We start from the raw sequence: 15,073 nt of genomic DNA, 5'->3' as shown, positions 1-15,073 counted from the left end.
TGGGCCTTATATCGATAGGAGGGTCTTTGTCTGTCTATTCTAGTGAACCAGGAAGGATTCAAGGAGGGAGACATTGTAATCAATCTTTAGGAATTAAAATGGAAATGTCTAATCAACAAGAGAGGAAGAACGTTATCGTTGAAGGTGTTCATAGAACTTGTAAAACCGAAAATAAGTAATGGCTAAGAGACACCCATTCTATGCGTTAAAATCTTGTTTTATTAGGATATAAAAATGAGCTTGAAAATGAATCTCCAAGCTCATTTTATTTTGATGTTTATTTTTTACTAAAGTACCTATTAATAAGCGAACTCCAGCTTTTTTTCTTTTTCACATATACCTGAATTAAAGTGTGATAATAATTGGACCATCTTTAGTAATGATAATCGTATGTTCCAATTGAGCTACGAAGCTTTTTTCAGTAGCATAGGTCCAGCCATCTTCTTTTTGGAATACTTCTTCTTCAAAGGTTGAGATAAATGGTTCGAAAGCGATAACCATTCCTTCCTTTAATAATTCATCATCCCATGTCTCATTATAATTATAAATGTGGTCAGGCGCTTCGTGTATTTTACGTCCAATACCATGTCCTGTAAGGTTTTTGATAACAGTCAATCCATTTTCTCTCGCTGTTTGGAATACCACTTTTCCGATTCTGCTTTTTTTGGAACCAGGTTTTATTTTCTTAAGCCCTGCTTCAAATGCCTTTTTGGCAACAAGGCATATTTTCGTTACTATTTCTTCTCCTTCGCCTACTACAAATGAAATGCCAGTATCTGCAAAATAACCGTTCTTGGAACCGGAAACATCTATATTCACTAAATCTCCTTCACTAATAACCCGAGCACCTGGAATACCATGTGCCACTTCATCATTCACACTGATGCACGTATAGCCAGGAAAATCATATTCGCCTTTTGGGGCAGAAACTGCACCTGCTTTTTCGAAAAGCTCTCCGGCGATCTCATCAAGCTCTTTAGTCGTTACGCCAGGAATTGTTCTTTGTACCAATTCATCTCTAATGGAGGCAACAATCTTGCCAATTTCCTTCAAACCATTAAAATCTTCTTCTGTTTTTGCAATCATCGTATTTCCTCACTTTTTAATGTATCTTATGATTAGTATTCCATTTAGATTCTAGCATAAACGGAATGGCTTTTTCTATCAGATGAAATAGGATTCATGGAGGATAAGCTACTGTCCAGAGATGAAAAAGGACAGCCCCTATACTTAGAGGCTGCCTTTTCTTTCACTTGATGAAGTATCTTTTGTGTGATGCTTGTCTTTTTCATCTTTTGCATTTTGCTTTAATTCTTCCATCGGGATCGGGTCTACATTTTGTTCGCTCTCAAACTTATCGAACAGGCTTTCGTTATCTGTAGGGTATTGTTCGGGATGGTCCCTATTGTCTTTTTTCCACTTATGCGTGTTTTTATTCTCTTTTTCCATCTTCATCGTCTCCTTCGCCGTATATTCATTAATACCTTGCAGGAGAAACTTTAAACATGGATTGAAGCATCTGCTGGGCGGAAGTGGATTTTATGCCTACGTTAGCGACATAATAGAAAATGGATGTGCCTTAATTTTGTTTCAAAAAGTTCACGGTCCTCTTAAATGCTTTTTGTGATGATTTAGCATGGTATTTTTTAGAAAATGGGTCGTTGAATCCGTGTTTTCCCTTGCACTTATGTACTTCAATGTTTTTTATTTTGAGAAATTCAATCAATTCATTTACATTAAAAGAGGGTTCGAATTCGGGGAAGAATAATATAGTAGAGCATTTCGGTCGTATATCAACAAAATTCCTAATACGTGAACCATAGTATCCAACTATTCCATTAATAAATTTCAACTCACTGCACAACCAAGCTACCGTTGCACCTACACTAAATCCAACAATAAATATTTTTTTATAATCATCGTTTAAATCTTCTACGAGTTCCTTAATAGATTTTGCAGCATTCATGAAACCAACGTTCTCAATAAAATGGCGATATGCTGTTTCTTCTTGTGAATAATCGTAAGGAATAATCTTATCCAGCAAGTTTGGGCAGATGACATCAAAATTCTGATCAGATAATGTTTTACAAAAATTTTTAATGTGTTGATTGATCCCATATATTTCGTGAACTATTATAACAACAGAATCTGAATTTTTACTAGTTTGAATCATAGTCTCCTCCTCATATAGAAGTTATGCTATAAAATACTAATTCCCATCATGCGATTCTGCCTCGTTCATTTAATAAGAAAACCTGAATGGAAAAAATGACAATGCAATGATAATGGTGTTTTCCCAAAATAATTTTTATCGATCCCATTAAGAACATAGTGAACTATTTTAACAAATTAAGGAACTATTTTTCTGGCTTTATATGTATTAAATCATTTATTAAATCCTTTTTATAGTACAATATTGGAAAATACTTACATTAAGGATGGGTGAGTGTGAAAAAATATGTACATGCAAGTATATTACTTGGAACAATGGTTTTAGGAGGGTGCAGTGAAAATGGGGAAATGGACACTAAACAAAAAGTAAAAGATGAATCAAAAGTTTTGGCTGAAAAACTAGATAAGCATGTATCCAATATGGATAAAGAGGCTGTTAAAAAAACGATACCTTTACTATTAACTCAGGAACAAAAAGAAGTTTATTATAAACAATATAAGGAAATTGTGGAAGAAGCAAATAACACAAAAATTGGTATCGGTCTTGATGTTCCTCCGATTTCTGATTTTAAACCTGAAGATTGGGTTGAACCGAAAGAATATAAAAATAGGGTACAAAAACATATCGATTCATTTTTGGCAAATGAACGTAAAGCATTGAACGCATTACCATCAACTACTACAGAAGCTGTTATGGGGATGAATGGAGAAACGAAAAAAACAGCCCATCTTTACGTTAGCGATATCATCTTTTCTGTAGAGGTTACGGGCAGATTTGAAACACAGTATAATGAGGCTCAAAAAGGTCAAGTATTTTCAAATGTAGATCGCATTACATCACATATAGCAAGTTCTTCCCATGGCGATTGGGTACAAACATCATATGATGTTTCTCGAATAGACAACGGCCGGACATACAACATTCGAATTGAAGGAATTTATAAAAATGCTGGTATAGCGACTCAGAAAGCATTCTCAATAGGATTTAATTGCGGAACAGTTGGCGATATTCATTAGTCATAACGGCGAAGTGTAGCTTAATAGGAAGTATTTATCCTTGTGGCGAATTGATATAGTAAAGGGGAGGGGTAACCATGCTTTTTTTCATTCTGCTTTTCGTTGTACTTGCTTTTATGTATGACTTGTTAAGAAGTTCATACATAAAAGCAAAGCAACAAATAGAGATATTGGAGGTTATTGGATACAGAAAATGAAACGTAACCTGTATGTTAAATAAAATAGCATCCTTAGGAAATGTTCTTTCCTTTTTAAATATGCCATGTGAAGAAGTTTGTTGGAACGAGTAAATTACAGCCATTATAAAAGAGGATATCCGGAGTGCAGATGTTTCGGCAACTCCAACTAAAGCCGGACGTATATGAAACGTCCGGCTTGATGTTTTAACGGACAAATGTATGGCCGCCATTTAACTCGATTGTTTGTCCGGTAATGAACCTGCCTTCTTCGCTTGCAAGGAATACAAGCCCTGGTGCGATGTCTTCGACAGGGTCGCCCAATCTTCCGAGAGGTACTGGTGCCATAATCGCTGCGTATTGTTCAGGTTCTGATTCCATGAATGCTTTTGCGGCCGGTGTCATGGCCCCAGGCGAGATCACATTGACTGTGATATTGTCTTTCCCCCATTCGCGTGCAGCTACGCGTGTTAGTGCCCGTATTGCTTCTTTTGCTGACCCGTAGGCAGCAAAACCTGTAAAGCCTTCGATTCCTGTATCGGAGCAAACATTGATCACTCTGCCGCCGCTTTGTTTCATGTAGGGATAGCATGCCTGCATGAAGTAGAGGCTGCCCAATGGGCCTGTCCGCCAAGTGATTTCCATATCGCGTGTCGTCACTTCAATCAATGGTTTAGTGCCCGATAAACCTTGTGCGTTATTCACCAGAATATCCACGGTTCCGAACGCTTCGACTGTTTTTTTGACAGCTTCGTTCACTTGCTCTTGGTTGCTGACATCTGCTGCGAGTGCAATGGCTTTTCCGCCGTTAGCATTGATTTCGTCCGCTGTTTTTTGGGCATTTTCTTCATTTAGGTCCACAACGGCAACCGCCGCTCCCTCATTTGCGAATACAGTGGCATATGCCTTCCCGAGCCCTTGCCCGGCACCTGTAATGATTGCCGCTTTTCCTGATAGTCTTCCCATTATATAGCCCCCTAAAATGATGGTATGAATCTATCCTAATTATAGCTTTATTGCAAAAGGATACGAAGTGAAGTGCCTGGGGAGGTTTCAGGCTATATATTAGAAAGCATTATTCGGTCCGCTTCTTTTTTAATCTTGTTTCCATCACCTATTATAAGAACGGCAATCGTTTCACTAACTAAAAAAATCCTTGCAATAATCGACGAATTTTTTGGATAGGCTAGACCGGTGATAATGCCGATGAAGCAATAACCCGATTTTCCGTTTGAATTGGTAATTCTCGATCTTAATATGATGAATATCGTCTCGATATAGGTGAGTGGCTGAATGGGGAGAAAAGGAAATTCCTTTTCCCGCCCGTACTAGCTGCAGGATGATAGTCGATTCTTCCACCTCTATTGTATGGCGGGCGGTTGCATTCACTGACGAGCACCAATGATCGGTCAATTGGCGGAAAGAATAGGATGCCGGCAGGCCAATTACGTGTTCAAGTGTCTTATTTTCCAGGTCAATAGTGTCCATCTCAGCCATCGGATGGTTTCTGGGGACACTGATATACATCTGTTCTTCATCAAGCAATAGCCATTCCAGATGGGGGTGGTCGATCCTATCTGTTGTAATACATAAATCGTATGTTCCTTCATGTATGAAATCATTGATATTTTGTTCTGATAGCGCCGCCTGGTAAATATGAGTATCTGGATAACGGTCGAGATAACCGTCAATTAGCTGCATAATCATATATGGCATAGTTGAAATAATCCTCAACTGTGCTTTTTCAAGCGCTTTCCGTTCCGATAATTCCCGTTCTACGTCAACCAGATCGGCAAAAATCGGTTGCAGGCGCTTTTGCAAGAGCTTCCCATTCTCATTCAACCGGATGCGTTTCGCTTGGCGATGGAATAATTCCAGGCCCAGATCTTGTTCGAGAGAAGAAATGGCCTTGCTCAAGGCTGGCTGTGAAATATGGGTTTCTTCTGCGGCTTTTGAGAAATTTTCGTATTTTGCCACCAAGGTAAAATAGTTTAGTTTTGTTAAATCCATAGTAACCACCTCATATAACTATTAGTTATAAAGATATGAATATTATCTGTTTTTAATTATATAGAATTGCGGGTAATATGAATATAAAAAGGGGAGATAGATTATGAGATTACGGAACAAAGTGGCAGTCATTACAGGTGCAGCATCTGGAATGGGAAAAGGGGAAGCTATCCGATTTGCGAAAGAAGGGGCACGTGTTGTCATAGCCGACTTGAATGCAGAGGGGGCACAACAAACAGTTGAAGAAATCAAACAATCGGGCGGCCAGGCAGTGGCTGTCAAAGTAGATGTGACTTCTACAGAAGATATCCAGCAGTTGGTGGCGAAAGTGCATGAAGCATTTGGCCAAATTGATATTCTTGTGAACAATGCAGGTGTATTTGATAAATATCAGTCTTCATTGGATACTCCACTTGAGAAATGGAAATTTTTGTTGGATGTCAACTTGACCTCTGTCTTTCAGTTGACGAACGCTGTATTGCCTGAAATGATTGAACGCCATTCGGGATCTATTGTAAATATTGCTTCTGTTGCCGGGCTTGTGGCAGGAAAAGGAGGGGCAGCTTATACAGCATCCAAGCATGCGGTAATCGGCTATACAAAACATTTGTCATCTGAATATGCCAAGGAAGGCATCAAAATCAATGCCATATGTCCAGGAACTATTGAAACGCCATTAACGAAAGATGTTTTATCAGGCATTCCGAAAGACCTTGTTCCGGCACGAACTTTTGGGCAGATAGAGGAAGTAGCTGATTTGGCTGTATTTTTAGCATCCGATGAAGCGAAATTTATGAATGGAGCTATTGTGCCGATTGACGGCGGATTTACGATTCAATAAGGAGATGGATAATTGAAGAATAGTCTGGGGGGCAGGTGCGATTCTGCTCCTTTTTTTCGTGAATTAAGGATCTGTTTTTCCTTATTTTTACATACAAATGGGCGATTTTCATATACAATGGACCAAATAGCGAAGAAATCCACAACAAAAGAGAAAGGCAGTGAACTGACATTATTTATTATATTATGATTCTTTGTTTTCTTCTTCTTTGGTCAGTAATCAAGCTTAACGGGCGCGAACTTGAAAGGTTTTTCTGGGGACAGATTGTTTTCCTTTTTCTGATGGCGATTGTCAGTCTCCGAATTGGAGAAATTGCATTGCCGCTCGGTATAGGGATTGGTTATTTGATTATCCGCATTTGGTGGAAAAAGAACCTTTCTTTGAAAAAGATTACATTATTGTTTGCCTTATTTCTGTTCATCTTATCCAATTATCTTATTCCTCCTGTGCCGAGTGGAAAAATAAAGGAAACAATAGCGGTCAATCAACTGCAGAATGAATTCCGTTCAATCGATTACGAAAGCTCCTACAGCCCTCGATCATCCATTCAAGAGAAAATAAAAAAATACGGCGCTTCTGATGAGATTTTGATGTTCAGGAACTATGTCTTTCAGGACAAGGGAATTGCGGTTAAGAATGATGATTGGTTCCAGCGGTTTTCAATCAGGGAATTGGACTATTATTGGGCGTCAATCGGTACGGAAGGGGCGAAAAAGGCTTTAGGCAAATGGCAGGTATATTATCGCTTCAATCGGACAGGGGAAGAGTATATTGGCTTCTTTGGGGAAACCGAAGGGCAACCCTATTTAAAATATGTCATAAAAGGAAAAGTGAAAGACAATTCCTCCTATATAGGTTTCTTTTGAAAATAGGACATCTTGAATGGAATCCAAGGCCATTATCCATACTGCAAATGAAAGGAGTGTTTTTATCGGTGTACGAACCAAAGACAAAGGAAACAGACTATAGTGTAATTGAATTTATTGAACAAATACATAGCGCTTCCAAAAAGGAAGACGCCTACACATTACTCGATATCTTTACTGAAGTGACAGGTTTTGAAGCGAAAATGTGGGGGCCAAGTATAATAGGCTTCGGCAGCTACCATTATACTTACAAAACTGGCCATGAAGGAGATGCGCCTTTAGCTGGTTTTTCTCCCCGGAAGGCAAAAATCAGTCTATATCTTGCACCAGGCAATGAGGCGCGTGAAGAGCTGCTGAAGGATTTCGGCAAATATACGGCAGGGAAGGCATGTGTGTATATCAATAAATTGGCTGATATCGATATCACTGTGCTGAAAAAGTTAATTATCCAATCCGTCGATTTTATAAGAGAGATGTATCCCGAAACAACATCCATCAATCAATAGCAAAAACAGGTCATTTTGGTGCGGCACCAAAATACACTCTATCTATCCTTTTTGTACTACAAATGACTCCATTTATTACAACAACATCTTAAAGTGTTAGTGCAATATATAATAATATATTTCTTCAACTAAAGCCACAGTACGTATTATAAGGTTAGCCAATGTTATTGGTTGACCTTTTTGTTTTGGTTAATTCAACAAGCATATTCACTTATCTTTCGCTACTGATTCATCTATCAATTTGCAAAGGTAAGTCGACTATGTAGTCTTTGCTTGTCGTTTCTTCAAGTTATAGCTCCTATTAATGGAAAAAAACACATAAATTGTAATCTTCAGTTCATATTCTGTTCATTTAAAATATTTACAATAGTTTATGGTGGAAAATAAAGGGTCTAAAAAATCTTTTTAGGGGTTGGTACTAGTGTTTAGAATATTAAAGGAAAAGAAGGTATGGTTGACTATTTTGCTATGTTGGATTCTTGTAGCACTGGGATTGTCTAGCTTTGCACCAGGTTCTAAAGAGCAAACCTCTCAAATGAAAAATGCTGGACTACCTGAAACTACTGCATCTATTCAAGCTGAAAAGGCATTAAAAAAATATTTTCCTTCTGATGAAGGTCTTCCGTTATTTGTTGTTGTGCATGATAAAGCAGGTCTAAAAAATCAAGATATCGAAAAATCCATTTCAAATATCGAAAAAATAGCAAATGATTCGAAGAAAGATTTAAACGTTCTTCCGTTATCTAAAATGCCGAAACAAGCACAGGCATCATTCTTCTCTGAAGATAAAACAACATCTTTTATTTCGGTATTATTTCCTAAAGGTATGGAGAATAAAGAATTAAAGAACACGATGGATGGGCTGAAAGATGAAGTTGATAAGGTTGCACCATCTAATTTGGACATATATTTCACAGGTCCTGCTGGGATTGCAGCAGATACATATGAAATGTTTTCTAATGCAGATGTCGTATTAATTCTTGCAACAGTTGCTTTAATCTTTATTATATTGATTGCCATTTATCGATCACCTTTATTAGCCTTTATTCCTTTGATTGGGGCAGGTATAACTTATTCGGTTGTAGATCGTTTAATTGGATTGATGGGTAAATATAATTGGTTTACCGTTGATGGTCAAGCATTATCAATTATGATGATTTTATTATTTGCAGTTATTACGGATTATTCGCTATTATTATTTTCTCGTTTCCGAGAAGAGTTGGAAAAAGGTCTTCCTGTTAATACTGCCATGAAAAATGCTTTGAACTTTGTTAAAGAACCAATTATTTTTAGTGGCAGTACTGTTCTATTAAGTATGGTCACTTTATTTTTTGCCGTATATGAATCTTATCGTGGTTTTGCGCCGGTATTTGTTGTTGCAATAGCACTTATTTTAATTGCAGGTTTAACATTAATGCCCGCTTTATTTGCTATTGCAGGAGAGAAGTCATTTTGGCCATCTAACCCACGGAAACGTGCTCAAAAGCGAGCAGGAAAAGAAAGCTTTTGGCATAAGATTGCTCGATTCGTTACTGAAAATCCATGGAAATCATTAATTCCAGTTCTTGTAGTGTTAATTCTAAGTATTACAATGGTAAGTAAAATGAATTATACCTATAATTTATTGGATTCATTTCCGAAAGATATGTCATCAGTGCAAGGTTTTAAGACATTAAATGAAGCTTTTTCGGAAGGTGAAGTTGCACCAAGTACAGTTATTGTAAAAGCCGAAAAAGATTTATCATCTGAGCAAGTGCAAAATCTAGTAAAAGAATTAGGTCATCAAGATAGTGTAGCTAATGCAACTGTACAAGGGAATCCATTTGCAGAAAAACACCAAAACGTAGTGAAAATTAAACTTGTTCTAAAAAATAATCCATACACTGAAGCTGCATTTGATGATATGGAACAGCTTCGTAAGGATTCAAATACAATATTGAAAGATAGTAAGATTAGTGATGGGAAATTATTAATCGCTGGTGAGACAGCTCAAAATACGGATATTCGTAATATTAGCAACAGTGATGGAATGCGTGTTATGGTGATGGTTACGATCTTAATTTTGATCATGTTAGGAATTCAAACTCGTTCAATATTAGCACCAATTTATATGATGGGAGCTATTCTTCTATCGTTTGGAGCAGCTCTTGGAATTAGTGTTTTATTCTTCCAAACCATACTAGGTTACGATGGTTTTAGTTATCGTATTCCGTTATATACCTTTGTGTTCCTAGTGGCGCTTGGAGTTGATTATTCAATTATGTTAATCTCGCGTATTCGGGAAGAGAAAAAGCTCTTACCAATTAAAGATGCTGTTCGAGAAGGGGTAGGTAAAACAGGAGGCGTTATTTCTTCTGCGGGTTTAATTTTAGCAGCAACATTTGCAGTATTGATTACACAACCAGTAATGGAATTAAGAGTATTTGGTTTTGCTGTAGCCGTTGGGGTCCTTATTGATACCTTTATTGTCCGTCCAATAGCCATCCCAGCATTAATTGTAAAACTAGGGAAACATAGTTTTTGGCCTAAGAAAGTTAAATAAAGTATAGATCAATTACAACAGCTAGTTAACGTATTTTCTTGAATTAAGGGAGCTAGCCTGAAAAAGCACCCCAAATTGTAGACATTGTCTATAGTTTGGAGGTGCTTTTCTTTTGCTTTTGATGACGGATTTCGCCTTCAATTTGTTATCGATAATAAAGTTGAAGATAAATAAGAATTGGTACGAAAAGTCTATCATCTTAAAGTATTTATTCAACAAATAATTACAGTTTGGCTTCTTCAACACCGAGACCGTTTTTATTATATTTTTTCTGCCCATTAGTATGAACTTGCTAATGCCTCTTATTATTGACGGCCCTAAAATATATATAATAGAAACAAATACAATTGCGACATCTCGTCCAATAGGTTTAAACCAACTTCCATCATCAATTATTACAAAATAGCCAAATATCAAAGAAATAATTGTCATAATAAAATTAACGCCAAAAAACAAAGGTGATTTAATGTTTCTTGATGTTATACCTACAAAAATTATAAACAATAGAAAAATCGGAAATAAGAAAAACGAGTCTTGACTAGCAAGATGACTATTATATTCGAAAAAATGAAATAAGAATGGAACTGGAAATAATGACAAAATTATTTTAATAAACCTCTTCATTTTATGTATGCCCCCATATGAAGTTGATAAGGGGAAATCGATATAATATTACTCTTTTGGTGTAATTTCACGCTAAAAGAAATTATTCCTCAATATATAATATTTTATTTGATTGATATTCTTCTGCTAAAGTGGATTCGAGCGAATAGGTAACGATTATTAAGTCTAATCCTTATTGAGGTAAACTGCACCGTCAGTGGAATAAGATTAGTAATTTAAGATATAAGCTTTTCTTATCAATCCTATAAGGTCTTAATGTACATCTAAATAATTAGTGTTGTACTTAATCTTTATATAATGTGTGACATCAAAGACAAAGCCCTGCTCTGTATATAAAATGGTACAATCACTTACCCTTGATTTTACAGAGCGTTGATTGGTTTTGATTGTTGGCATGCAGGGAATGACTGTAGTAGCAATCCATGAATGGAATGAATAAAGATAGGTTCGGTAAGTGAATAGTAAAGGCATATAAAAAGTTCGGATATAGTTACATGATCGGGGGTGTATATCCTAAGCATCACGTTAAGGTTTTTGCTTCCTTTCAGGTATAATCAAAAGATGAAATTGTTAAAGGGGTATTCTTATGAAAGAATTAGTTATATTGTTAAAGAACGGGAATAAATCAGCTTTTATCGCAGCTATTGTAAACGCCATTATCTCGCTTATTAAAGGCGGCGCCTATGTAATGACTGGCAATGTAGCCATGTTTGCGGAAACCTTGCATAGCCTTGGGGATGCCGCTAACCAGTTTTTCGTGTTTGTTGGGTCCGCTTTAAGCAAAAAAGCCCCAACAGACAGATTTCCCAACGGATTTGGGAGATTGGTCAATCTAGTGCTCCTTGGTGCTGTTTTAATTGTAGGCATCATGTCATATGAAACCATAAAAGAAGGATTCTCCCATATCTTCCATCCGACAGAAAGTACAGGTTTCCTTATTTCAGTCTCTGTATTGGCTGCCGGCATTCTTTTGGAAGGATTTGTTTTATTCAAAGCCATGAAAGAAATTATTCATGGTGCAGGACTTCAGTCGAAAGGCTTCGGAATTGTTACGGACAGCATCCGATTTTTCCCGAAGGCGAAACCAGCAACTAAATTGGTTTTTCTTGAAGACTTTGTGGCAACAAGCGGAGGGCTCCTCGCCCTGATTGCAATTGTCATTTCGCACTATACGCCTTACCATCAGGCAGAGGGAATTGCTTCTGTCATTATCGGCATTATGATGTTCTTTGTCGTCGGTAAGGTATTTCTCGATAATGCAGCCGGCGCTCTTGGGGAAAGCGATGAAGAGATGGAAGCGCATATCGGGAATATTATTATCGAAGATCCCGATGTGGCAGATATTGAAGAATTGGCTGTCATGAAAGAAGGGGAAAGCGTCCATGTGGAGGTTGAAATTGAAATCGACCCAAATATGACGATTGCCCAAGCGGATGCCATAAAGGATCGGTTGGTCGAAAAAATCATGAATGAGCCAGGGGTTTCGGATGTCATTATCGAATTCGACCAAAACGACGGCATCTCCAATTGGAACAGCCGTCCTGCACATGAGGGTAAACCAGGAAATAAAGAATAAATCAATTCAGGGGGGGAGTACGTGGCCCTCCTTTTTTGCAGGTGTCTATAGTCAGGAAGGGGCCTGCTCCATGCTTTTTGTTTTTCATGGCAGTAGTGGTATAATCGATAAGTCAATCCATTGGTGAAATATTTAGAACGTTGGGGTAATAAGCATGAACAAAAAGTTTCTTTGGTTGTCTACTGTCCTGTCTCTTATGGTTTTTATCATTTTTGCATTTTTAACATCCAAAAATGGCGATCTTGCTTTCGATCAAAGCATTATGTCTTGGATCGACCGCATTAGCTCTCCGGGATTGGAAAAAACAATGGATAGCATTACGGTGCTGGGAAAAAGTGAGGTCATTTTACTGTTGACTCTTTTGATCGCCGCTATCTTATTTTTTTGGAAAAAAGACTGGGTGAACAGTTTATTTATTATTTTCATGACTGGCAGCGGCGTCGTTGTTAACTATTTGCTGAAAATCAGCTTCCATAGAGACCGGCCGGGAGATGAAGTCAATTATATTGAAGCCTTCGGACATTCATTCAAAATGGTTTCTTATAGTTTTCCGAGCGGCCATACGATGAGAATTTCAATAATTGTGGCTTTTCTAATCTATGTTTGCCTCCTTTACTTACGGAATGGCTGGATTAAAGCACTTTGGATTACTATCCTTTCATTGATGCTGGTTATCGTGGGATTCAGCAGAGTCGTCTTAGGCGAGCATTTTCCATCAGATGTCGTAGCAGCTATCAGCGCTTCGTTTGCCTGGTTTTGTATATGTGTATTGTTTTTCAGCTCTTTCAAATGGTTCCGAAATAAGAAAGGATAACTAAAAGCATGGCAGCGCTATTTACTCTGCCATGCTTTTTTTCTGTTGCCTGTTGAACAATTGCTGGTTTTTCAGACATGCCGGCATGTTATAGTGATTAGAGAGAAAACATTGTTCCAGATTGAGAGGAAGAAATGCAATGAATATTTGGAAAAGGGCAGCTTTGCTCGAGAATGCTATTCTGGCTTTACTGCTGTGTGGAGGTTTGCATGCATGGAAACTGTTTCTGCCGGTTTTGCTTCTGCTTGTGATTTGGGCCTATATGAAGCCGTCTTCACATCGAATGGCAGCTTCAGTAGGGTGGGCAGTAGTTGTGGGTGTCATCTTATTTAAAGTGCTACAGCTTATATTCGTTCTATTGATTGTGGGTGTTGCCTTCTTATTGATTTACCGTTATCGACGAAAAAAGGGATGAATGTAATAAGGAGCATATGAGTTGCTTGTACAATTCAATCGTGTTATAATTTTCTGATAAACTAATAAAACATTAGTTGCTCCGCTATTTATTCGGCCAATAGTTTATATTGGCCGATTTCTTCATACCTGAATTTGTCCTCCATTTTGGGTGTGGAAAATTTTACTTGGACAAAAGAGGTTTGCTAGCGGAAGAAAAGGGATATTACAAGAAAGAGAAAGGAATGAAACAAACATGAAAAAACAAAATGCGATTTTATATGATCCAAATACAGTTATTGTCTGCCGAAATGATGAGGAGTTCCGCCAATTGCTTCAACGATTGGGACAAAGAAAGGAAAATGAGCAGGTGACAGCAAAATAATTTGCTCCCACCCTGCTTCTCTTCCCCCTGCCTCCCATCCTTTAAACGTCTCCCTATTTCCACTCATACAAAACTCCATACGAATTGAAGCCCTCATTTAGGTTTCCAATTAAAGCAACGGTATTTAGGCCTGTTGCTTTTTTTGTATGGACTTGCACTAGATTGAGCAACAGGGCATAAAGAACTGTTTGACAGAGGGGTCAATGGATGTGCCTGCAGGTGTCAATCTTCAGCGCAGAGATGAATAGGATAGTGTAATGCCGAAGGAAACGGTGGAGAACAGTATGGAGATAGATCAAAAAAACAGGGAACTTATTGAAAAAATAGTAGAAGTGAATGGCGAAGATTTACTTTATGCAGGAGCCTGGTTTTTAGTAGCGGGGACCTCGATCACTGCTGCTGGTGAGACAAAGGTTTTTTTATTTCAATCTGAAGAAGGTTTGCCTGCTGTAGCGATCGGGAATGCGGTTGAAGCTGTCGGGAATGCAATCCAGGCAATCGGAAGGGAAAAGTTAGCGGCAGCCAAGCCATATTTTCCGGGCAGAAAAATAGCGACTGCAGGGTGCTGGCTACAGGCTGGAGGAAATGTGGCCAATACTGTAGCTACGAATATTGAAATTGAAGCAAATGAACAAGAGGATGAGGAAGCGGAAGATGCTTCATACCAGTTGAATGCTCTAGGAAGCGGGGTCCAGGCAGTTGGCGCAGCTTTTGAGTCATACGGCTCTGCTATTGAACCGCTTTTTGTAGGGCAGGGGTTGGAGGTTTCCGGAAACGCGCTTATTTCGTTGGGCTCTGCACTGGATGCAATCGGCAACCTGTTCCTATTAAAGGATCAGGACAATCAAGCCGGCATTCTGTTATTTTTGGGAGCCTGGATTGAAGTGATCGGTTCAGCTATGGAACTGGCGGCAGTTACCATAACGGATTCAACAGCCAGAAAAGAGTTGTTTGATGCGTTGAATGAAGAAAAAGAGAACAGCGACAATGAGGAAGGAAAAGGAGCTTTATATAAACGGTATTATTCCACTTATTGTTTATGATAACGATTTAAATAGATGGATCCATATTCCTAAGTAGTTCTGAGATTCATAATTATTATACCGTTTAGTAGGCGGAATGACCTGAATAAAGGAATTTGCATCTTGTTT

Annotated in this window: 15 protein-coding genes; 10 read left to right on the top strand and 5 right to left on the bottom strand. The window is 38.1% G+C overall.

Annotated features, from left to right (window positions below; all coding sequences use genetic code 11):
* Positions 1 to 345: 345 nt before the first annotated feature.
* From map to ABC357_RS13065, 3 genes are all read right to left on the bottom strand, one after another.
* Positions 346 to 1,086, bottom strand: a complete 741-nt coding sequence (gene map, locus ABC357_RS13075) for a type I methionyl aminopeptidase (RefSeq protein WP_412887933.1) — start codon at positions 1,084 to 1,086, stop codon at positions 346 to 348.
* A 144-nt stretch (positions 1,087 to 1,230) separates the two neighbouring features.
* The gene (locus tag ABC357_RS13070) at positions 1,231 to 1,449 is read right to left on the bottom strand and encodes a hypothetical protein (RefSeq protein WP_412887932.1); all 219 of its coding nucleotides are present in this window, start codon (positions 1,447 to 1,449) and stop codon (positions 1,231 to 1,233) included.
* 130 nt (positions 1,450 to 1,579) lie between these two features.
* Complete coding sequence (locus ABC357_RS13065; protein ID WP_412887931.1) at positions 1,580 to 2,173, bottom strand: dienelactone hydrolase family protein; 594 nt, start codon at positions 2,171 to 2,173, stop codon at positions 1,580 to 1,582.
* A gap of 275 nt (positions 2,174 to 2,448) precedes the next feature.
* Here ABC357_RS13065 and ABC357_RS13060 point away from each other — a divergent pair, with 275 nt between their 5' ends.
* A complete protein-coding gene (locus ABC357_RS13060) occupies positions 2,449 to 3,189 on the top strand; it encodes a hypothetical protein (protein WP_412887930.1) in 741 nt (246 codons plus the stop codon).
* Positions 3,190 to 3,572: 383 nt separating this feature from the next.
* On the opposite strand, the gene ABC357_RS13055 is transcribed toward ABC357_RS13060, so the two are convergent.
* Positions 3,573 to 4,331, bottom strand: coding sequence for an SDR family NAD(P)-dependent oxidoreductase (locus ABC357_RS13055; protein ID WP_412887929.1), 759 nt, complete (start codon positions 4,329 to 4,331; stop codon positions 3,573 to 3,575).
* Between the two features lie 174 nt (positions 4,332 to 4,505).
* Positions 4,506 to 5,375 (bottom strand): LysR family transcriptional regulator, encoded by an 870-nt coding sequence (locus ABC357_RS13050; protein WP_412887928.1) that lies wholly within the window; start codon positions 5,373 to 5,375, stop codon positions 4,506 to 4,508.
* Between the two features lie 103 nt (positions 5,376 to 5,478).
* Here ABC357_RS13050 and ABC357_RS13045 point away from each other — a divergent pair, with 103 nt between their 5' ends.
* From ABC357_RS13045 to ABC357_RS13005, 9 genes are all read left to right on the top strand, one after another.
* On the top strand, positions 5,479 to 6,216 hold the full coding sequence (locus ABC357_RS13045) for an SDR family NAD(P)-dependent oxidoreductase (protein ID WP_412887927.1): 738 nt from the start codon (positions 5,479 to 5,481) through the stop codon (positions 6,214 to 6,216).
* Between the two features lie 317 nt (positions 6,217 to 6,533).
* Complete coding sequence (locus ABC357_RS13040) at positions 6,534 to 7,082, top strand: aminotransferase class IV (RefSeq protein ID WP_412887926.1); 549 nt, start codon at positions 6,534 to 6,536, stop codon at positions 7,080 to 7,082.
* 68 nt (positions 7,083 to 7,150) lie between these two features.
* Positions 7,151 to 7,588: a DUF1801 domain-containing protein gene (locus ABC357_RS13035; RefSeq protein ID WP_412887925.1), complete on the top strand. Its 438-nt coding sequence runs from the start codon at positions 7,151 to 7,153 to the stop codon at positions 7,586 to 7,588.
* Between the two features lie 421 nt (positions 7,589 to 8,009).
* On the top strand, positions 8,010 to 10,130 hold the full coding sequence (locus ABC357_RS13030; protein WP_412887924.1) for an MMPL family transporter: 2,121 nt from the start codon (positions 8,010 to 8,012) through the stop codon (positions 10,128 to 10,130).
* Positions 10,131 to 11,340: 1,210 nt separating this feature from the next.
* Positions 11,341 to 12,330 carry a cation diffusion facilitator family transporter gene (locus ABC357_RS13025; RefSeq protein WP_412887923.1) on the top strand — a complete coding sequence of 330 codons (990 nt, stop codon included), beginning with the start codon at positions 11,341 to 11,343 and terminating at the stop codon, positions 12,328 to 12,330.
* Between the two features lie 154 nt (positions 12,331 to 12,484).
* Positions 12,485 to 13,144: a phosphatase PAP2 family protein gene (locus tag ABC357_RS13020; RefSeq protein WP_412887922.1), complete on the top strand. Its 660-nt coding sequence runs from the start codon at positions 12,485 to 12,487 to the stop codon at positions 13,142 to 13,144.
* A 139-nt stretch (positions 13,145 to 13,283) separates the two neighbouring features.
* Positions 13,284 to 13,559: a hypothetical protein gene (locus ABC357_RS13015; protein ID WP_412887921.1), complete on the top strand. Its 276-nt coding sequence runs from the start codon at positions 13,284 to 13,286 to the stop codon at positions 13,557 to 13,559.
* 234 nt (positions 13,560 to 13,793) lie between these two features.
* Entirely contained in the window at positions 13,794 to 13,922 is a 129-nt protein-coding gene (locus tag ABC357_RS13010; protein WP_412887920.1) for a hypothetical protein, read from the top strand.
* 284 nt (positions 13,923 to 14,206) lie between these two features.
* Positions 14,207 to 14,965 (top strand): DUF6944 family repetitive protein, encoded by a 759-nt coding sequence (locus tag ABC357_RS13005; RefSeq protein WP_412887919.1) that lies wholly within the window; start codon positions 14,207 to 14,209, stop codon positions 14,963 to 14,965.
* Positions 14,966 to 15,073: the final 108 nt, after the last annotated feature.

The organism is Bacillus kalamii (assembly GCF_047238185.1).
GTDB lineage: Bacteria > Bacillota > Bacilli > Bacillales > DSM-1321 > Bacillus_AD.
This window is presented reverse-complemented; position numbering and strand designations above follow the sequence as displayed.

Excerpts from the sequence above, each read along its gene's own strand:
- ABC357_RS13055 (WP_412887929.1), bottom strand. The coding sequence starts at position 4,331 with ATGGGAAGACTATCAGGAAAAGCGGCAATCATTACAGGTGCCGGGCAA.
- ABC357_RS13020 (WP_412887922.1), top strand. The coding sequence starts at position 12,485 with ATGAACAAAAAGTTTCTTTGGTTGTCTACTGTCCTGTCTCTTATGGTT.
- ABC357_RS13010 (WP_412887920.1), top strand. The coding sequence starts at position 13,794 with ATGAAAAAACAAAATGCGATTTTATATGATCCAAATACAGTTATTGTC.
- map (WP_412887933.1), bottom strand. The coding sequence starts at position 1,086 with ATGATTGCAAAAACAGAAGAAGATTTTAATGGTTTGAAGGAAATTGGC.
- ABC357_RS13045 (WP_412887927.1), top strand. The coding sequence starts at position 5,479 with ATGAGATTACGGAACAAAGTGGCAGTCATTACAGGTGCAGCATCTGGA.
- ABC357_RS13005 (WP_412887919.1), top strand. The coding sequence starts at position 14,207 with ATGGAGATAGATCAAAAAAACAGGGAACTTATTGAAAAAATAGTAGAA.
- ABC357_RS13025 (WP_412887923.1), top strand. The coding sequence starts at position 11,341 with ATGAAAGAATTAGTTATATTGTTAAAGAACGGGAATAAATCAGCTTTT.
- ABC357_RS13050 (WP_412887928.1), bottom strand. The coding sequence starts at position 5,375 with ATGGATTTAACAAAACTAAACTATTTTACCTTGGTGGCAAAATACGAA.
- ABC357_RS13015 (WP_412887921.1), top strand. The coding sequence starts at position 13,284 with ATGAATATTTGGAAAAGGGCAGCTTTGCTCGAGAATGCTATTCTGGCT.
- ABC357_RS13070 (WP_412887932.1), bottom strand. The coding sequence starts at position 1,449 with ATGGAAAAAGAGAATAAAAACACGCATAAGTGGAAAAAAGACAATAGG.
- ABC357_RS13065 (WP_412887931.1), bottom strand. The coding sequence starts at position 2,173 with ATGATTCAAACTAGTAAAAATTCAGATTCTGTTGTTATAATAGTTCAC.